At 74.9% G+C, this 17,684-nt stretch carries 12 protein-coding genes; 2 read left to right on the plus strand and 10 right to left on the minus strand.

All coding sequences use genetic code 11. The features are described 5' to 3' along the window. Positions 1-28: 28 nt before the first annotated feature. From O7546_RS16720 to O7546_RS16730, 3 genes are read right to left on the minus strand one after another with little or no spacing between them, the layout of a single operon-like run. Positions 29-1,255 carry a cytochrome P450 gene (locus O7546_RS16720; protein WP_281599317.1) on the minus strand — a complete coding sequence of 409 codons (1,227 nt, stop codon included), beginning with the start codon at positions 1,253-1,255 and terminating at the stop codon, positions 29-31. Next, positions 1,252-1,572: an antibiotic biosynthesis monooxygenase family protein gene (locus tag O7546_RS16725; RefSeq protein ID WP_194799126.1), complete on the minus strand. Its 321-nt coding sequence runs from the start codon at positions 1,570-1,572 to the stop codon at positions 1,252-1,254. Before O7546_RS16725 ends, O7546_RS16720 begins: the two co-directional genes overlap by 4 nt. Continuing rightward, a complete protein-coding gene (locus O7546_RS16730; protein WP_281599319.1) occupies positions 1,569-3,848 on the minus strand; it encodes an FAD-dependent oxidoreductase in 2,280 nt (759 codons plus the stop codon). Before O7546_RS16730 ends, O7546_RS16725 begins: the two co-directional genes overlap by 4 nt. Positions 3,849-4,030: 182 nt before the next feature. Here O7546_RS16730 and O7546_RS16735 point away from each other — a divergent pair, with 182 nt between their 5' ends. Then, positions 4,031-4,789, plus strand: a complete 759-nt coding sequence (locus tag O7546_RS16735; RefSeq protein WP_194799124.1) for a class I SAM-dependent methyltransferase — start codon at positions 4,031-4,033, stop codon at positions 4,787-4,789. A gap of 65 nt (positions 4,790-4,854) precedes the next feature. On the opposite strand, the gene O7546_RS16740 is transcribed toward O7546_RS16735, so the two are convergent. Further along, positions 4,855-7,569: a LuxR family transcriptional regulator gene (locus tag O7546_RS16740; protein WP_281599323.1), complete on the minus strand. Its 2,715-nt coding sequence runs from the start codon at positions 7,567-7,569 to the stop codon at positions 4,855-4,857. A 94-nt stretch (positions 7,570-7,663) separates the two neighbouring features. Continuing rightward, the gene (locus O7546_RS16745) at positions 7,664-8,554 is read right to left on the minus strand and encodes an alpha/beta hydrolase (RefSeq protein WP_281599325.1); all 891 of its coding nucleotides are present in this window, start codon (positions 8,552-8,554) and stop codon (positions 7,664-7,666) included. A 132-nt stretch (positions 8,555-8,686) separates the two neighbouring features. Here O7546_RS16745 and O7546_RS16750 point away from each other — a divergent pair, with 132 nt between their 5' ends. Beyond that, positions 8,687-10,012 carry an aminotransferase class V-fold PLP-dependent enzyme gene (locus O7546_RS16750; RefSeq protein WP_194799121.1) on the plus strand — a complete coding sequence of 442 codons (1,326 nt, stop codon included), beginning with the start codon at positions 8,687-8,689 and terminating at the stop codon, positions 10,010-10,012. Between the two features lie 13 nt (positions 10,013-10,025). Here the strand turns inward: O7546_RS16750 and O7546_RS16755 are convergent, their stop codons facing one another. The 5 genes from O7546_RS16755 to O7546_RS16775 all read right to left on the minus strand — a co-directional run bounded on the left by O7546_RS16755 (position 10,026) and on the right by O7546_RS16775 (position 17,652). Beyond that, entirely contained in the window at positions 10,026-10,907 is an 882-nt protein-coding gene (locus O7546_RS16755; RefSeq protein WP_281599327.1) for a YwqG family protein, read from the minus strand. 46 nt (positions 10,908-10,953) lie between these two features. Further along, positions 10,954-12,108 carry a glycosyl hydrolase gene (locus O7546_RS16760; RefSeq protein WP_269697160.1) on the minus strand — a complete coding sequence of 385 codons (1,155 nt, stop codon included), beginning with the start codon at positions 12,106-12,108 and terminating at the stop codon, positions 10,954-10,956. Beyond that, positions 12,102-13,970 (minus strand): glycosyltransferase family 2 protein, encoded by a 1,869-nt coding sequence (locus O7546_RS16765; RefSeq protein ID WP_194799118.1) that lies wholly within the window; start codon positions 13,968-13,970, stop codon positions 12,102-12,104. The genes O7546_RS16760 and O7546_RS16765 overlap by 7 nt, the downstream gene beginning before the upstream one ends. A 101-nt stretch (positions 13,971-14,071) precedes the next feature. Further along, positions 14,072-15,178: a glycosyltransferase family 39 protein gene (locus O7546_RS16770; RefSeq protein ID WP_194799117.1), complete on the minus strand. Its 1,107-nt coding sequence runs from the start codon at positions 15,176-15,178 to the stop codon at positions 14,072-14,074. 149 nt (positions 15,179-15,327) lie between these two features. After that, positions 15,328-17,652 (minus strand): glycoside hydrolase family 3 N-terminal domain-containing protein, encoded by a 2,325-nt coding sequence (locus O7546_RS16775; RefSeq protein WP_269697162.1) that lies wholly within the window; start codon positions 17,650-17,652, stop codon positions 15,328-15,330. Between the last annotated feature and the right edge of the window lie 32 nt (positions 17,653-17,684).

Here is a 17,684-nt window from a genome sequence, read left to right on the forward strand (position 1 = left end):
AGGACGGGGGCGCGCGACGGCGGCGCCGTCAGGCGGTGAAGGTGACAGGCAGTTCCAACAGGCCGCGGAACGGCGAGGCGGCCGGGAGCCGGCGCACCTCGGCCAGCGGTACGCCGAGACGCAGTCCGGGCAGCCGCCGCAGCAGCGCCCCGAGCGCGACTTCGGCCTCCATCCGGGCCAGCGAGACGCCCAGGCAGTAGTGGACGCCGTGCCCGAACCCGAGGTGCGGGCCCCGGACCCGGCGCAGGTCCAGCCGGTCGGGGTCGGCGAAGTGCGCCGGGTCGTGGTTGGCCGCGTTGATCGCCACCCCGACGATCGCGCCGCGCGGGATGCGTACGCCCTGGTAGTCGACGTCCTCGGTGGCGATGCGCGGGCTGGCCACGGGCAGCGGCCCGTCGAAGCGCAGCAGCTCCTCGATCGCGGCGGGCAGCAGGCGGGGCGAGTCGCGCAGCAGTTCCATCTGCTCGGGGTGGGTGAGCAGGGCCAGCACGGCGTTGCCGAGGAAGTCGGCGGTGGTCTGGTGCCCGGCGAACAGCAGCAGGAACGTGGTGGTGACCAGTTCCGCCTCGGACAGCGTCCCGTCCTCGTCGACGGCCTTGATCAGCGCGGCGATGATGTCGTCGGCCGGGTCGTCGCGCTTGGCGCGGACCAGCCCGGCCAGGTAGTGGTGCAGCCGGAGCTGGGCCTCCTGCACCGCGGCCCGTTCCTGCGCCGGCGGCCGGCTGGTGGAGCCGGAGGTGCGGATCACCTGGGTCCAGTCGAGCACCCGGTCGTGGTCGGCCGGCGGCACGCCGAGCAGTTCGCAGATGACTGTCATCGGGAGCGGGATGGCGAACTCGTGCATCAGGTCCGCCTCGCCGTGCGGCGCCATCTTGTCGATGAGCTGGTCGACGGTCGACGCGATCCGGGGGCGCAGCGCCTCGATCCGCCGCGGCGCGAACGCCTGCGACACCACCCGGCGCAGCCGGGTGTGCTCCGGCGGGTCGGAGTTGAGCATGTTGCGGTTCAGGCCCTCGGAGTTCGGGCCGAAGATCTTCAGGTAGTGCTGCCCCGGGCCGTACAGGTCCTTGGACAGGCGCGGGTCGGTCAGCGCGGTGCGGGCGTCGTCGAATCGGGTGATCAGCCAGGAGTCGAAGCGCGGCGAGCCGACCGGGCAGACCGGCCGGTCGGAGCGCAGCCGGGCCAGCGCGGGGTACGGGTCGGCGGCGAACGCGTCGGTGTAGAGCTCGTTCGCCGGCATCACGTCGTCGGTCATCGCCTCTCCCCCGGCTCGCCGGCCACGCTGTGCAGCACCTGGTAGGTGTGCCGGTCGGCGGACTCGCGCAGCTCACGGATCATGCTCAGCAGCCGGTCGCGGTGCGTGCTGCGGCCGAACGCGTCGAGCCGCTCGCGGTCCGCCCAGTCGCTGATGATCAGGTAGCTGCGCGGGTCGTCGGCGTCGCGAACCAGGTCCTGGTGCAGGCAGCCGTCCAGCGTGCGGATCTGTTCGGCCGCGGTGAGCCACTCCGCCTCGAAGCGCTCCTCGCAGCCCTCCCGGGTCCGCATCGACAGCACGGTCCGGACCCGGCTCACCGGACACTCCCGAAGACCAGGTGCAGGTGCTTGCGCAGCGCGTCCGGGTCGACCGGCGCGCCCCGGAACCCGATGTGCCCGTCCGGGCGGATCAGGTACAGACCGGTGCCGGCCAGCCCGTACGCGCCGCGGAAGCGGCGCTCGGCGTCGCGCACCACCGGCGGGTCGAGCAGTCGCGGTTCGTCGGCGTCCGGGTCGAGCAGCAGGTACGCGTCGAGTTCCCCGCCGGCGAGCCGCCGCGCGTCGGCGCACAGGCCGGTGACCGCGGCCAGTTCCTCCGTGCCGGCCGTGCGGTCGGCGTAGAGCAGCAGTGTGTGCCGGGTGCCCCGGGTCAGGTCACGCAGCCGCAGCGGGTGGCCGACGCCGCGCCGGCGCAGCCCGTCCACGTCGGGCGCGATGTCGCCGGGACGGGGCGCGTCGCCGAGCGCGGCCGGGTCGGCGACGGTTTCCCCGACCAGTGGGCTGCCGGCGTAGCTGAGCAGCATGGACATCTCCTGGAGGAACTGCCGTTCCAGGTCGGCGCGGTCCACCTCCTCGGTGCCGGCCATCCGTACCGCCCGGCCGACGATCTCCTCGCCCTCCGGCCGCCGCTCGGTCTCGTAGCTGTCCAGCAGGCCGGGCGCGGCCAGCCCGCGTACCGCCAGGGCGAGCTTCCAGGCCAGGTTCCAGGTGTCCTGGATGCCGGTGTTCATGCCCTGGCCGCCGGCCGGCGGGTGCAGGTGGGCGGCGTCCCCGGCGACGAACACGCGGCCCTCGCGGTAGCGGTCGACGATGCCGTGGCTGATCCGGAACACCGACGACCAGCGCAGGTTGCTCGCCCGGGTGCCGGGCGGCGCCAGGCGGTCCAGCGCGGCCTGCACGTCCTCGATCGTCGGTTCGTCGAGTTCCTCGCTGAACCCGGGCGGGGCGTCGCGGCCACCGGTCTGGGCGAAGAAGCGGGGCGGCGCGAGGGTGGCGATGCGGTAGCGGTGCTCGCCACGCAGCGGTACGCAGACGAGCATCCCGTCCATCTGCCCGTCGGTCATGTGCAGGAACCGCAGCAGGTGCCCGTCCGGCATATCCCAGTCCACGTCGACGTCCACCAGCATGAACAGTTGCGGGAACCGGCCCAGCCCGCCGGTGAAGGTGAGCCCGAGCCGCTCCCGTACCCGGCTGTGCGCGCCGTCGGCGCCGACCAGGTACGCCGCGCGTACCGTCTCGGTGCCGCCGTCGGCGGTGCGGACGGTGGCGGTCACGCCGTCGGCGTCCTGGGTGAAGTCGACGAGTTCGGCGCCGCGCTGCGGGCGGACGCCGAGGGTGGCCAGCCGGTCGGTGAGGATCCGTTCGGTCTCGTACTGCGGCAGGCCGAGGTGGTCGTACGGCAGGCCGGGCAGTTCCCAGCTCATCCGGTGGGTCTGCTCGCCGTTGACGAAGACCGTGTTGCCGGTGAGCCAGATGCCGGCGTCCATGGCCTCCCGGACGACGCCCTGCTCCTCCCAGATCTCCATGGTGCGGCAGTGCACGCCGATCGCCTTGTCGGCGTGGCCGGGCGGGGTGGCCTGCTTGTCGATCACCAGGCAGTCGATGCCCCGCCGGGCCAGCTCGACGGCGGCGGTCAGCCCGGTGGGACCCGCCCCGACGACGAGTACGTCTGTTGTCCTGTGCACGTCGGCCTCCCAGCCCGTGGTGGGGTGTCGGCGGCCGTCCGCGTCTGGCACGACGTGGAACAGCCGGCGCCGGATGTCGAGAAGGAACGGCGCGATCGGCCCGGCCTGCGCGGAGGCGTGGGCCGGGTCGCCGATCCAGGCGAGGAACGGCGCGGAGCCGTCCCACTCGGCGAAGATGTGGTGGATGTCCGAGCCGGGCGCCCGCAGCAGTTGTTCGCGGCGGTAGCCGGGTATCGCCGCCATCCGCCGGACCACCTCGGGGTAGCCCTTGTGGAACTCGGCGAGCCGGTCGAGCGGCACTGTGAGTTCGACGTCCACGTAGACCGGACCCGTCCCGTCCCCGGTCTCCCGCATCAGGGGGTAGCCGGGATCGCCGTCCGGCTCGGTCAGCGGCCGGAACAGGTCGGCCAGGCGGGCCGCCACCGGCCCGCGCCGGTACGCGCGCAGCGCCGCGTCGTCGGCCCACTCGGTGACGACGACGAAGCCGCGCGGGTCGAGGGCGTCGCGCAGCAGCTCGTGCCGCAGGTTGCCGGGCAGTGCGCCGAGCTGCCCGGCGACCGTCTCGAAGGCCGGCCCGACCGCGGGCTCGCAGCCGGGGCGCGCGCGCAGCCGGAGCATCGTCCTGATCATGCAGCCCCCTCGAACGGTGCGGTCGTCGTGCCGCGACCCTGCCGCAGCGCGCGTCACCGCCTCGTCACCGTCGGCCCGCCGGACGTCCGGCCCCGGTGACGCCGCCGGGACGGCGCACGCTTATTGCAAAGCTTTGGCAACAAGCCTCGACAGGGCCGCGGTCGGTAACTATCGTGAGGGGCATGACTCCTTACGATCTGGATGTACGGGCCTGGCAGGAGAGCTGGGACCGGCAGCAGGAGGCGTACCTGCCCGACCGGGAGCACCGCTTCGCGGCGATGCTCGACGCCGTCGAGGCGGCCGCCGGCGACCGGCCGCCACGCGTCCTCGACCTCGCGGGCGGCACCGGATCGATCAGCCTGCGGACGCTGGCCCGCCGGCCCGACGCCGAGGTGACGGTGCTCGACCTCGACCCGGTGCTGCTCACCCTCGCCGAGGCGGCGCTGGCCGGGCGGGCCACAGTGGTCACCGCCGACCTCAACCGGTCCGACTGGGCCGCCGCGCTGCCGCACCGCGACTTCGACGCCGTGCTCACCGCCACCGCCCTGCACTGGCTCGACGGCCCGCGCCTCGCGCGGTTGTACGGCGAGATCCGCGACGTGCTGCGCCCCGGCGGGGTGTTCGTCAATGCCGACCACATGCCTGACGAGGCGCTGCCGACGCTGACCGGCCGGCTGCACACCCGGGCGGGCGCGCTGCGGGCGGCCCGGCACCGCGCGGGCGCGGCGCTGTCCTGGTCGGACTGGTGGGAGCGGGCAGCCGACGATCCGGTGCTCGGTCCGCTGGTGGAGAAGCGACGGCAGATCTACCCGACCGGGCACAGCCCGGAGTGGAACCCGCCCGCGGCATGGCACCTGGACGCGCTGCGCGCGGCTGGCTTCACCGAGGCCGGCGTGCTCTGGCGCGGCGGCGCGGACGCCGCCGTGGCGGCACTGCGCTGATCCCGGCGGCACGCCCGGCGCGGCGGCCGACGCCACGCGTGCCGAGAGCGGCGGGCGGCGGGCGGTCAGGACAGCAGGCGGGCCAGTTCGGTACGCGAGCGCACGCCCAGCCGGTGGAAGACGTTGCGCAGGTGGTGGTCGACGGTCCGGGTGGACAGGCACATCCGGGTGGCGATCTCCCGGTTGGTCGCCCCCTCCGCGACCAGCCGGGCGATGTGCAACTGCTGCCCGGTCAGCAACTGCTCCGGGCCGCGCCGCACCGGCCCGACCGACTCCCCCGCCGCGCGTAGCTCCTCCCCCGCCCGCTCGGCCCACACGGTGGCGCCGAGCAGCGTGAACGCCTCCCGGGCCCGGTGCAGGTGCGCCCGGGCGTCCCGGGGGCGGCGCCGGCGGCGCAGCTCGCGACCGAACAGCAGCTCGGTGCGGGCGCGCTCGAACCGGTCGGTGTCGGCCGGGTGCAGCCGCAGCGCCGCGTGGAACTCCCGTTCGGCCTCCGGGCCGCCGCGCGGCGCGAGCAACGCCCGGCAACGCGCCGCCAGCGCCCGCCGCGACGGGCTCGCCGTGCTGCTGGCCCAGTGGTCGAACACGGCGAGCGCGGCGGCCGGCCGCCCGCCGTCGTGGGCGGCGGCCTCGACGAGGTACGGCGTGGCCATCACCTGGACCAGCACCTGCCCCCGGCCGGTGCCGGTACGGGCGAGCGCGGACAGCCGGGCCACCGCGTCGGCGTACCGGCCGTCGATCAGGTCCAGCACGCCCAGCGCCCAGCGGGCGTACGCGTCCGGCCGGCTTCCCGGTGCGGCGCCGTCGCCGATCTCGGCGATCCGGGCCAGCGCGGCGTCCCGGTCGGCGCGGACGGCGGCCAGCACGGCGAGGATGCCGAGATGTACCTGGGCGCAGACGTGCTGGCCGGTGGCGCGGGCGGCGCGCACGCCCTCGCGGGCGGTCTCCGCCGCCGCCTCGTGCCGGCCCAGCCAGTACTCGGCGACTGCTCGCAGTTCCAGCGCTCGGGGCAGCAGGGACAGCTCGCCGCGCGCGCGGGCCACCTCGACCGCCCGGCCGGCGAGCCGGTGCGCGGGACCGTCCACGGCGACGAGCAGGGCGGCCGCGGCGGCGCAGACGAGCGCGCCGGGAGTGAGCGAGGGCCCGGTCAGCCGGCCGCCGAGGACGACGACGCGGCGCAGCGCCGGGCCGCCACGGGCGTGGTCGCCGCGCAGCGTCGCGCCGACGCCCGTAGCGAACGTGGCCAGCAGGTCGAGGTCGGGCGGGTCGCCGGGCCGACGCAGCGCCTCGGCCCGGCGGGCCACTTCGGCGTACCGGTACTGGTCGCCGGTGACGCAGATGGCCTCGCCGGCGCGGACCAGCGCGAGCAGCGCGGCCCGCCGGTCGGTCGGCGCTACCACGTCGGCGGCGGCCAGCAGCGTGGCGACCGCGGCGGCAGGCGCGTCGCAGCGCAGTTGCATCTCGCCGCGGAGCAGGTCCGCCCGGCTGTGCGCCGGCCCGGCGGTCAGGCGGCGCAGCAGCCCCCGGGCCTGGTCCGGGTCGCCGGCGGTCCAGGCACATCGCGCGGCGGCGATGGTCAGCTCGGCGGCGCGCCCTGGGTCGGGGCTCAGCTCGGCGGCCCGGCGCAGCACGACCGCCGCGGCGGCGCGGTCCGGCACCTCGTCGACCGCCGCGCTCAACTCGGCGGCGAGCGTGTCGGCCGGACAGTCGGCGGCGATGGCGTGGCGCAGCGCCCGGCCCAGCGCACCCTCGGCGAGCGTGCCGGCCAGCAGCAGGTGGGCCGTGCGCAGGTCGGCGAGCGGCGCGACGGCGGTGATCATCGTGCGGGCGAGCGGGTGCGGAAACGTCACCCCGCCCGGCCCGGTGCGCAGCAGGCCGGCGGCCTCGGCGGGCGCGAGCGCCTCGACGGTCAGGCCGGCCGCCCACGCGGCGCGGACCAGCGTGGCCGGGTCGTCGCCGGGGTCGAGCGCGGCGAGCAGCACCAGGCGGCGGGTCGGTTCCGGCAGCAGGTCCAGGCGAGCCCGGTACGCGGCGGCGAGCGTGCCGTCCACCGGCGGCGTGCCGGGCAGCGGCGCCTCGCCCCGCCACTGGACCGGGGTGAGCGTGCCGGCCAGGTCGGCCAGCGCCGCCGGGCTGCCCCGGCTGAGCGCGGCCAGCGCCGTGGCCACCGCCGCGGGCGGCCGCTCCCGCAGGCCGGCGAGCATGGCGTGGCACTCGTGGGCGTCCAGCGGGCGCAGCCGGTGGGCGGGTACGCCGTCGACGGTGGCCGGTGCGGTGGCGGTCAGCAGCATCGCCACCGGCAGCCGGCGCAGCCGGCGCGCCACCACCGCCAGGGTCCAGGCGCTCTGCGGATCGCCGATGTCGAGGTCGTCCACCGTGCACAGCAGCGGCCGGTCCGCCGCCGCGGCGGCGAGCAGGGACCGCACCGCCGCGGCCAGGGCCAGGCGCTGCTCGGCCGGGCACCCGTCGCCGCCGAGCGCGCGGCGCAACAGCCGGCGTTGCCGCACCGGGAGCGCGGTGTCCGCGTCCAGCACCGGGTCGAGCAGGCGGTGCAGCCCCGCGTAGGGCAGTGTCGCCTCGTCGGCCAGGCCCGCACCGGCGAGCACCGCGCGCTCCCCCGCCCACCTGCGGGCGTACGCCAGCAAAGCGCTGCGCCCGGAGCCGGGCGGCCCGTGGAACAGCAGCGCACCGCCGTCCTCGCGGTCGAGAAGCCGGCGGATCGCGTCGCACTCCTCGTCCCGGCCCCACAGGTCTATATGCACTGTCGATGCAGAAACCATGCATGCAGTGTCACAGATGGGCAACCCGTCGGAAAAGAGGCGGACACGCTCCCGGGGTGGTCGCCGTGGCGACCACCCCGGGAGCGGACCGGATTCAGGCGCTCGGGCAGGTGTTGCGGTACTCCTGGATCGCCGACCCGCTCGGGCCGGGGCAGAGGAACTGCTCGTAGCGGGTGTCGTCGTCGACGAACCGCTTCAGCCAGGCGACCATCTGCTTCGCCGTCGGCGTGTTCGTCGTCTGCGGGAAGAAGTGGCTCGCGCCGTCCAGCTCCAGGTACGCCTTCTCGGACGACGCCGGGATGCTGTTGTAGAACGGGATCGAGTGGGTCGCCACCGGCGCCACACTGTCGGTCTCGCCGCCGATGATGAGCGTCGGCACCCGCACCTCGGACCAGGTCTTGTCCAGGTTCCACGGCGCCAGCGGGACGGCGGCCTGCAACGACGGCCGGGCCGCCGCCGCCTCCAGGCTGCCGCCGCCACCCATCGAGTGCCCGGCCACGGCGAGCCGGGACGAGTCGATCCGGCCGCGCACCGAGCTGCGCTCGGTCAGGTAGTCCAGCGCGGCCAGGAGCTGGCGGCCCCGGCTGTCCGGCTGGTCCAGCCGGGTGTTGGTCTCGATGCCGATCACCACGAAGCCGTGCGAGGCGATCCGCGGCCCGAGCCAGCTCAGGCTGGACCAGGAGGCGGTGTAGCCGGGCGAGATGGCGACCGCGCCGAAGGTGCCCTCGGCGGTGCTGGTCGGGTAGTAGATGACGCCGCCGCCGAAGCCGGTAACGCTCAGCGAGGAGACGTTTATCGACGAGGTGGCGAACGGGCCGCGGCTGGCCTCCAGGATGGCGCTCGTGGGCGCCGGGCCGCGCTCGTAGGGACTGGCGGCGTTCGCCGCGGCCGGCACGGCGAGGGCGCCGCCGGTGGCGAGCAGCGCGGCCACGGCGAGGCGGGCGAGGGCACGGACGGGGGTACGGGAACGGGTGGTGGTGGGCACGTCGGTCACTCCTTGCGCCGGAATTACATCGACATGCGTCAGCATCGATGCCCGGCCGCCGGTGCGCATCGGTGAAATCACCGGTCCCCGGGCGGTGACCCGGCCGTGACATGCACGGCGGACGATTGCCCCATGCATCCGACGCGACGGCACCTGACCCGGCGGCACCTGCTCGGCGCCACAGCGGCAGCGGGCGTCACCGGCCTGGCCACCGGCTGCGACCCGGACCGCCCGGCGGGCGGGACCGCGGCGTCCGACGACGCGCCCGCCCTGGATCCGGCCAGTTGGGACAACGTCCGCGCCCAGTTCGCGCTCGACCCCTCCCGGGCGCACCTGGCCACGTTCGTCTTCGCCCCGCACCCGGCCCCGGTACGGGCCGCCGTGGCCGTCCACCGGGCCGGCCTCGACCGGGACGCTTCCGGCTACCTGGCCGCGCACGAGGAACGGCTGGACCGCGCGGTGCTCGCTGCGGCGGCCGGGCACCTCGGCGCCCGCTCGGACCACATCGCGCTCACCGACTCCACCACCATGGGCCTCGGCCTGGTCCACAGCGCGATCCGGCTGCGACCGGGCGAGGAGGTGCTGACCACCGAGCACGACTTCTACGCCACGCACGAGGCGCTGCGGTTGCGCGCCGAACGCGACGGGGTGACGGTGCGCCGTGCCCGCCTCTACCGGGACGCGGCCACGGCCACGGCGGACGAGATGGTCGCCGGCCTGACCGCGGCGCTCACGCCCCGCACCCGGGTGGTGGCGCTGACCTGGGTGCACTCCAGCACCGGCGTGAAGCTGCCGGTACGCCGGCTGGCCGAGGCGGTCCGCGAGCGCAGCCCGGAGGCGTTACTCTGCCTCGACGCGGTGCACGGCTTCGGCGCCGACGCGTCCACACCCGAGCAGCTCGGCTGCGACGTGCTGGTCTCCGGCTGCCACAAGTGGCTGCTCGGGCCGCGCGGCACCGGCCTGGTCTGGGCCGCCGAGCGGGCGTGGGCGCGGATGACGCCGGTGATCCCGACCTTCGACGGGCGGGCCATCGGGCGTTGGATGGCCGGCGGGACCGGCGGGGCGCCCGTGCCGCCGGGCCTGGCGCACACGCCCGGCGGCTACCACAGCTTCGAGCACCGGTGGGCGCTCGCCGACGCGTTCGCGTTCCACCGGCGCATCGGCCCGGCCCGGGTCGCCGAACGCACCCGGGAGCTGGCGAACCGGCTCAAGGATGGGCTGGCCGGGATCCGGGGCGTCCGGCTGGTCACGCCGCGCGCAGCCGACCTGTCCGCCGGGGTGGTCTGCTGCGAGGTGGCGGGCGTGCCGGCGGACCGGGCGGTGGACCGGCTGCGGTCGGCCGGCGTGATCGCCAGCAGCACCCCCTACCGGCCGTCCTACCTGCGCTTCGGCGCGACGATCGCCAACGGCGAGCAGGACGTGGATTCGGCGCTGCGGGCGGTCCGCACGCTGGTCTGAGCCGGCCCGGCTGTCACTCGGTGAACTCGCAGAAGGACAGCACCCTGTCGAACCGCCGTGCGGCGAGGTCGTCGTGGCGGATCAGGAACCGCGCGTTGACGTACTCCTCGTCCGGTACGCCGAACTGGGCCAGCGGCACCCATTCGCGCATCACCCGCTGTTCTTCCTCGTACCGGGCCACCATCCGCTCCGCGCGGGGCAGGGACCACCCCTGCTGAACCCGCTCCGGGTCCATCATGATCACCTCGGGCGGATCCTGCGCGGAGATGGTGTAGCCGCCGACGAAGACGTCGTGCTGGATCCACCAGTCCCGCTCCGGCCAGAGCTGCTCGGCCAGCGCGCTCATCTCCTTGCGATGCGGCATGTCGCGCAGGAGCTGGATCTGGGTGTCGCACAGCCACTCCTCCGAGCGGTCGAGCCAGTCCGGCAGCTCCGCCTGGACGGCCGCGTACATCTCGTGCTCGGGGGTGAGGAAGGACTCCCGGGCGGTCCCGGCGGGTAGGACGTACTCGCCGTCGGCCGTCTCGGCGCCGGCCGGGACGTACACGACCCGCGAGTACGCCTTCTCGTTCTCGATGCCGCAGGCGTCCTGTGCGCCCTCCTGGTCGAGGAAGAACAGCAGCGTGCCGTCGGCCGGCAGGGCGAGGTCGGGAACCCGGGGCAGCGCCGCGCAGTCGAGCCGGAGCAGGAACGGCAACGGCAAGCCCGCCGGGCACGTGGGCCACGGCATGCCCACCGGCAGCCGCGGCCGCCCGCCCCGCCGCCCGGCGTGCACGCCCTCCTCGCGCTGCCAGGCGTGGATCCGGAACCGGATCAGCTCCGCGAAACGGGCCACCTCGTCCTCGGGCACACCCTGCTCGATCGCCGTCCGCCGGAATTGATCTCTCTCGTTCATGATCGTGAGGGTAGCCGCACCGTCCGACATGGAGCGTGGACCGGGATCAGGGCCCGGTACGCGGCCGCACCGCCGGCGACCAGGTCACGTCGTAGCGGTCGGCTGCCACCGCCTCGGCGAACGCGGTCGCCGCCGCCGGTGAGCCGGCGATGCGCCAGTCCTTCTCCTTGTCCACCTCGAACCAGATCAGCCCGATCAGGCCCGGATAGCGGGGCAGGGCGCGGAACGTGTCCCGGATCCACCGCGCCTTGTGCCCGGCGGCGTCGGCCGCGCCGGTCTCGGTGACCACGAGCGGCTTGCCGGTGACCTTGCGGACCTCCGCGATCGTCGGGCCGAAGATCTGGTCGAACGACCAGTACGTCTTGGTGAACGCGCCGCTGCCGTAGTAGCCGGTGACGCCGACCCAGTCGACGTACTCGTCGCCCGGGTAGAGCCCGGTGACCCCGGCGGTCGTCTTGTCCCAGCGCGCGTTCGGGCTCCACACCCAGGTGACGTTCGTGGCGCCGGCGGCGGTGAAGACGTCGTGCACGTGCCGCCAGGCGCGGACGTAGTCGCCGGGGCGGTTGCCGTTGGCCCGCTCGCACCAGGGGTACCAGTCGCCGTTCATCTCGTGCGCGAAGCGGATCGCGACCGGGTAGCCCAGCGACCGCACCCCCTCCGCCCAGGAGCGCAGGTACGCGTCGAAGTCGCCGCGCGCGATCCGGGACAGCCGGTAGTCCGGCTGGGTGGCGCGCAGCCGGTCGATCTGCCTGTCGGTCAGGTCGGTGCGGCGGGCCGCCTTGTCGACCGTGTGGTCCCACGGCTCCCAGCCGAGCATCGGCATCATGCCCCGCTCGGCGATCCGGTCGAACAGGCTCCGGTCGAACTCGGCCGACGCCCAGTCGGCGCCGAAGAGCATCACCTGCGGCGCGCGCCCGGCCGCCTCGGCGAAGCTGTCGACCGGCGCGAAGTCGTACGGTCCCTTGTCCGTCATCACGCCGAAGAACGCCTGCCCGGGCGGCGGGAACGGGCCGCCGCGCGGGCTCGGCACGACCGCCGCCGGCACGTCGGTGCTCGCCTGCGGCGTCGCCGGGGCGGGCCGTTGCGCCGAGGCGTCGGTGCCCGGGTCGCGCCACGCGCCCGGCGCCACCACGAAGGCGTACGCGAGCAGCAGCAACCCGGCCAGCGCCAGGCCCATCCGGGGCAGCGTCGGCCTCAGCACGGCACACCGCCCTCGGTCACGGTCCGGGGTACCACCTGCGGTTCCCGGGCCGGTTCGGCGGCCCGGTCCCGGCGGGCCCGCAGACTCTCCGCCCAGGAGATCAGCGGCGGGGCGAGCCCGGTCAGCAGCGTCAGCACCGGCCAGACCCGCAGCAGCGGGTAGTCGTGATCCAGCGCGAAGCTCGCCGCGAGCAGCCCGGCGGCGGCGAGCGCCCAGCACAGGTGCAGCCGGAACGTACGCGCCGACTCGACAGTGCGCAGCGCACCCTTGGCGGTGACCACGAAGCCGAGCTTGCGGCGCAGCAGCGCGCCCACCGCGGCGGCCACGTACACCGGCCCGGCGAACAGGGCGAGCGCCATGCCGACCATGCCCACCTCCTCCCGCTCGTGCGGGGCGATGTTGAATCGGCGCAGCCACAGCCAGAGCAGGAACCAGGTGCCGATGGTGGAGCCCCACAGCGTTGCCCAGATCTGCGGGTCGAGCCGGCCCGCGTCGACGCCGGTCAGCAGGTAGAGCGCGGTGGCGGCGTTGCCGAGCAGCAGGCTCACCGCCACGCTCGGGTAGTAGAACTGGAGCAGGCGGTACTGCCAGCGGCGGCGGGACGGCAACTCGCGCGGCGTACGCAGCTCGCGGCGGAGCAGGATCTCGCAGATCCCGGCCGCCCAGCGCTTCTGCTGGTTGAAGTAGTCCGCCCAGGAGGTCGGTCCCTCGCCGAGCGCCACCACGTCCGGGGTGTAGACGCCCTTCCACCGGTTGCCGGTGGCCGGGTTGACGGCGGCGTGCACGCGGATGCTGGTGAGGTGGTCCTCGATGATCGAGTCCTGGTAGCCGCCGATGGTCCGCCAGGCCGCCGGGCGGTAGAGGTGCCCGGTGCCGGTCAGCAGCGGCGCGTCCAGTCCGTTGCCGCCGCGGGCGATCAGCCCGTTGTAGAGGTACTGCTGCACCGAGGCGCCGTGGGCGACGAAGTTCTGGTGCATGTTGCCGTACACCTGGGGGGTCACCACGAACGCGACGTCCGGGTCGCGGAAGTAGCCGAGCGTGCGTTCCAGGAAGTTCGGCAGCGGCACGTGGTCCGGGTCGACGTTCGCGACCACGTCGTAGCGGTGCTCGTGCTCGGCCCGCCAGGCGTTGTGGTTGCCGGACTTGGTCCGGGCCCGGAACTCGCCGCCGGGCCGGTTGTACTCGGGCCGGCCCTTGCGGGTGAAGTGGCGGACGCCCAGCCGCGCGGCCATCGCCCGGACCGCCGGGTCGTCGCCCTCGTCGAGGATCCACACGTCGACGTGCCCGCAGTAGACGATCTCCCGCAGCCGGCGCAGTGTCCGCTCGGCGACCTCGATCGGCTCCTTGCTCGGCACGATCGTGGTGAGCAGGGCGACCCGCAGGCCGACCGGCGGGTCGACCGGCACCGGGTCCCGGGCGTGGTAGGCGAAGACCCAGACCACCACGTTCTGCGCCAGGCGGATCAGTTCGACGCCGACGACGACGCAGAACGCGAGCCGGGCGGCGACGGTCTGCCAGCCGCCGAGGCCGACGACGCCGGGCCCGGGCACGTGCTGGGGCAGCAGCAGCCAGCCGACGAAGACCAGGCCGGCGGCGCTGTTGACGAGCACCAGCAGCGTCAGCACCAGCCGCGCGGCGACCGAGGCGGTGGGGCGGAACTCGACCGCCGCGTCGGGGCGGCGGGGCGGTCGCAGCGGGCCGGCGGTGGCACCGCAACGGGCGTACGCGAGGCGGGCGCGGACGTTGCGCTGCCGGCGGTCCGGATCGGCCGGCGTCCCGGGCGGGACGGGCGCGATCGGGCGGGCACCCGGCGGCCCGGCCGTCGTGGCGCGGGACGGGCGTGTATCGGCGGCGACGGCCACGTTTCCCCCATGGTCTGCAGGCTCTGGAGCCGACCGAATGCTAAGCCGACAATTAACCGCAAAAGGGGCGAATCAGGCGGAGGTCGCCCGATCGTCGACGGTCACCACGGGAGCTGGTCCGCCACGGCGAGCAGCGCGACGAGAGCCAGCACGGCGACGGCCCCGGCGACTCGTGCCCGGGACAGGGCGACCCCGCCGAGCACCGCCCAGGCCGGCACCGTGAACAGCAGGTTCGCCGCCGACCAGACCGGCGCGGCCTGCGCCAGCGCCAGCAGTCCGAGCGCCGGCACCAGCGCCCAGGCGGTGCAGATCGCGGCGGCGTACCGCAGCGGAAGGCTGAACAGCGCCAGCCCGGCCAGCACGCCGCCGAGCACGGCGACGCCGAACAGGTCACCGGGCGTGGCCGCCAGCACGGCGGCGCCGGGTCGCACGCCGGACGACAGATGACCGCCGTCGCGCAGGCCGGCGGCGAGCAGCGCGGCGGCCGGGAGCAGCCCGAGGACCACCGCGGCCAGCCACCTGACGGCGACACGGCGACGGAACGCCAGCACGATCCAGCCGTGGCCGGCGAGCAGCAGCAACGCCACCGGCTGGCAGAGGCCCAGCAGCAGCACCGCGCCCGCGTAGGGCATGAGCCGCCGCAGGGCCGGCCGGTCCAGCGCGGGCACCAGCAGCCAGGTGGCGAGTACGGCGGCGAACACCGCCAGGGCGTACGGCTGCGCCTCCTGCGCGTACCGGATCGAGGTCGGCAGCACCGCGAAGATCGCCCCGGCCGCCAGGCCGGCGGCGGGCGTGGCGATCCGGGCGGCGAGCGCGCCGACGAGCGCCGCGGCCCCGATCATGGCCAGCAGCGACGGTACGCGCAGCGCCAGGTCGGCCGCGCCGAACAGCGCCGCCCAGCCGCGCAGGAAAAGGTGGTACGGCCCGAGCGCGACCTCGTCGCCGGTCAGGGCGGCACCGATCCCCGGCCACGGCGACGTGATCGCGCGCCGGGTCGCGAGTTCTCCGGCGCTCGGCGCCGACGCGGTGATCCGGGCGACGCCGAGCGCACCCGTGAGGGCCGCCGGCAGCAGCCAGGCCGCGATCCGCCAGCGCCACACGGCGGTCGCGGCGCGGGCGGTGGCCCGGCGCGGCCGGTCCTCGCCCCACGGGTCCTCGACCGCGGCGTCCCCGAGCCGGGGCAGGACCATGGTGTCCGCGTCCATCATCGTGACTCACGCATCCCTGTGGGTGCCGGCGACCGGGATCCAGCCGGGGCTGGATGACATCCTGGAGCCTACTGAGCCAAAAACGACATAACGCCAATATGAGATGAAAGGGTCCGCCGATCGCCCCGTGGACGACCGGCGGACCCGGCTCAGCGAAGGTCGACGGTCGTCCAGCGGGGCGAGGCGGCGGTGATCTCTACGGTGTCGCCGGTCAGCGTCGTCCGCGCCTGGACGTCGCGCCGGGCGCTCGTGCCCACCCAGACATCGACCTCTCCGGGCTCCACCACGCGCGTGAGCGTGCGGTCGGTGAAGGCCAGCCGCGTGTTCGGCACGGTCAGCTCGACGGTCACCGAGGCGCCCGGCTCCAGGCGCACCCGCCGGTAGCCGAGCAGCTGCGCCACCGGCCGGGTCACCGAGGCGACCAGGTCACGGCCGTAGAGCTGCACCACGTCGTCACCGGCGACCGGGCCGGTGTTCGTCACCCGCACCGACACCTTCAGCGCCTCGCCGGTCGGCACCTCGGCCGGCACGGTCAGGTCGGTGTACGCGAACGTGGTGTAGGACAGCCCGTGCCCGAACGGCGCGACCGGCGTCGCCGGCAGGTTGGTGCCGTTCATGCCCGCCCCCAGCTTCGGGTGCAGGTACGAGTACGGCTGCGCGCCCGCCGAGCCGGGCAGGGTGACCGGCAGCCGGCCGGACGGGTTGACCCGTCCGGAGAGCACACCCGCGATCGCCCCGGCGCCCTCCTCGCCCGGGAAGAACGTCTGCACCACCGCCGCGCACCGGGACAGCGCCCAGCCGAGTGCGTACGGGCGGCCGGTGAGCAGCACGAGGACGACCGGGGTGCCGGTGTCCAGCACCGCCTCGACGAGCTGGCGCTGCACGCCGGGCAGCTCCAGGTCGTCCCGGTCGCAGCCCTCGCCGACGGTGCCGCGCCCGAACAGGCTGGCGTGGTCGCCGACCACGAGGACCGCCACGTCGGCGGCGGACGCGGCGGCGAGCGCCTCGTCGAACCCGGACCGGTCCGCCGAGTCCACCTCGCAGCCGGTCGCGAAGGTGACCCGGTCGGCGCCGAACTCGGCGCGCACCGCCTCCAGGACGGTCGGCACCTCGAAGCCGGTCTCCACGCCCGGGTGGTGGGCCAGCACGTGGTTGAGGAACGAGTAGCAGCCGAACAGCGCGCCCTGCCGGTCGGCGTTCGGCCCGACGACCGCCACCCGGCGGCCCGCCGGCAGCGGCAGCACGCCCTCGTTGGCGACCAGGACGACCGACTCCTCGGCGAGCCGGCGGGCGATCGACCTGTGCTCCGGCGAGTCGAGGTCGATCGCGCCCGGCGGCTCGTCGTCGAACGTGGCGTCGAGCAGCCCGAGTTCCTGCTTCTGGCGCAGGACGCGCAGCACCGCCCGGTCGACGAGCGCCTCGTCGACTCTGCCCGTCCGCACCGACTCGGTCAGGGTCAGGAAGGCGTCACCGGTGGGCAGCTCGATGTCGAGGCCCGCGCTCAGCGCCTGCACGGCCGCGTCCGCGTTGTCGGCCGCGACGTGGTGCAGCAGGTTGAGGAAGGCGACGCCGTAGTAGTCGGCCACCACCGTCCCGTCGAAGCCCCACCGCTCCCGCAGCAGATCGGTGAGCATGGTCGGATCGGCGGCGACCGGCACGCCGTCGATCTCCGCGTACGAGTGCATGACGCTGCGCGCGTCGCCGTCCCGGATCGCCATCTCGAACGGCGGCAGCAGCACGTCGGCGAGTTCCCGGGGACCGGCGTGCACCGGGCCGAAGTTGCGCCCGGCCCGCGAGCCGGAGTAGCCGGCGAAGTGCTTCAGCGTCGCGAGCACGCCCTGCGACTGGAGTCCCCGCACGTACGAGGTGCCGATGGTGCCGACGAGGTACGGGTCCTCGGCGATGCACTCGTCGACCCGGCCCCAGCGGGGATCCCGGATCACGTCCAGCACCGGGGACAGTCCCTGGTGGATGCCGAGCGCGCGCATCGAGGCACCGATCGCCGCCGCCATCTCGGTGACCAGCTCCGGGTCGAACGCGGCACCCCAGGCCAGCGGCGTCGGGAAGGTCGCCGCCTTCCACGCCGACAGGCCGGTCAGGCACTCCTCGTGCACGATGGCCGGGATGCCCAGCCGGGTGCCCGTCACCAGGTCCCGCTGGAACTTCCACAGCCAGGCGGCGCGGGCGGCGGCGTCGACCGGACGGGTGCCGTAGGCGCGGGTGAGGTGACCCAGGCCGTGCCGGGAGAAGTCGTCGAGCCGGCCGCTGTCGGCGAACTCGCCCTGCAGGGGCGCGACCGCCTCACCGTCCTCCTTCTCCCAGAACCCGACGAGCTGCGCGACCTTCTCCTCGATCGTCATCCGAGCGAGCAGTTCCCGTACGCGCGTCTCGGCGTCGTGTCCGTCCGGCCGGTCGTGGTCCGAACCTGCCTGAGCCGGTACCGGCCCGTCCACCACCGCGTGGACCTCTGTCATGGTGTGCCTTTCCACTGGTTGTGCTGGTGCCG

Origin of the sequence: Micromonospora sp. WMMA1976, assembly GCF_027497335.1 — a bacterium.
In the GTDB taxonomy this organism is placed as follows: Bacteria; Actinomycetota; Actinomycetes; order Mycobacteriales; family Micromonosporaceae; genus Micromonospora; species Micromonospora aurantiaca.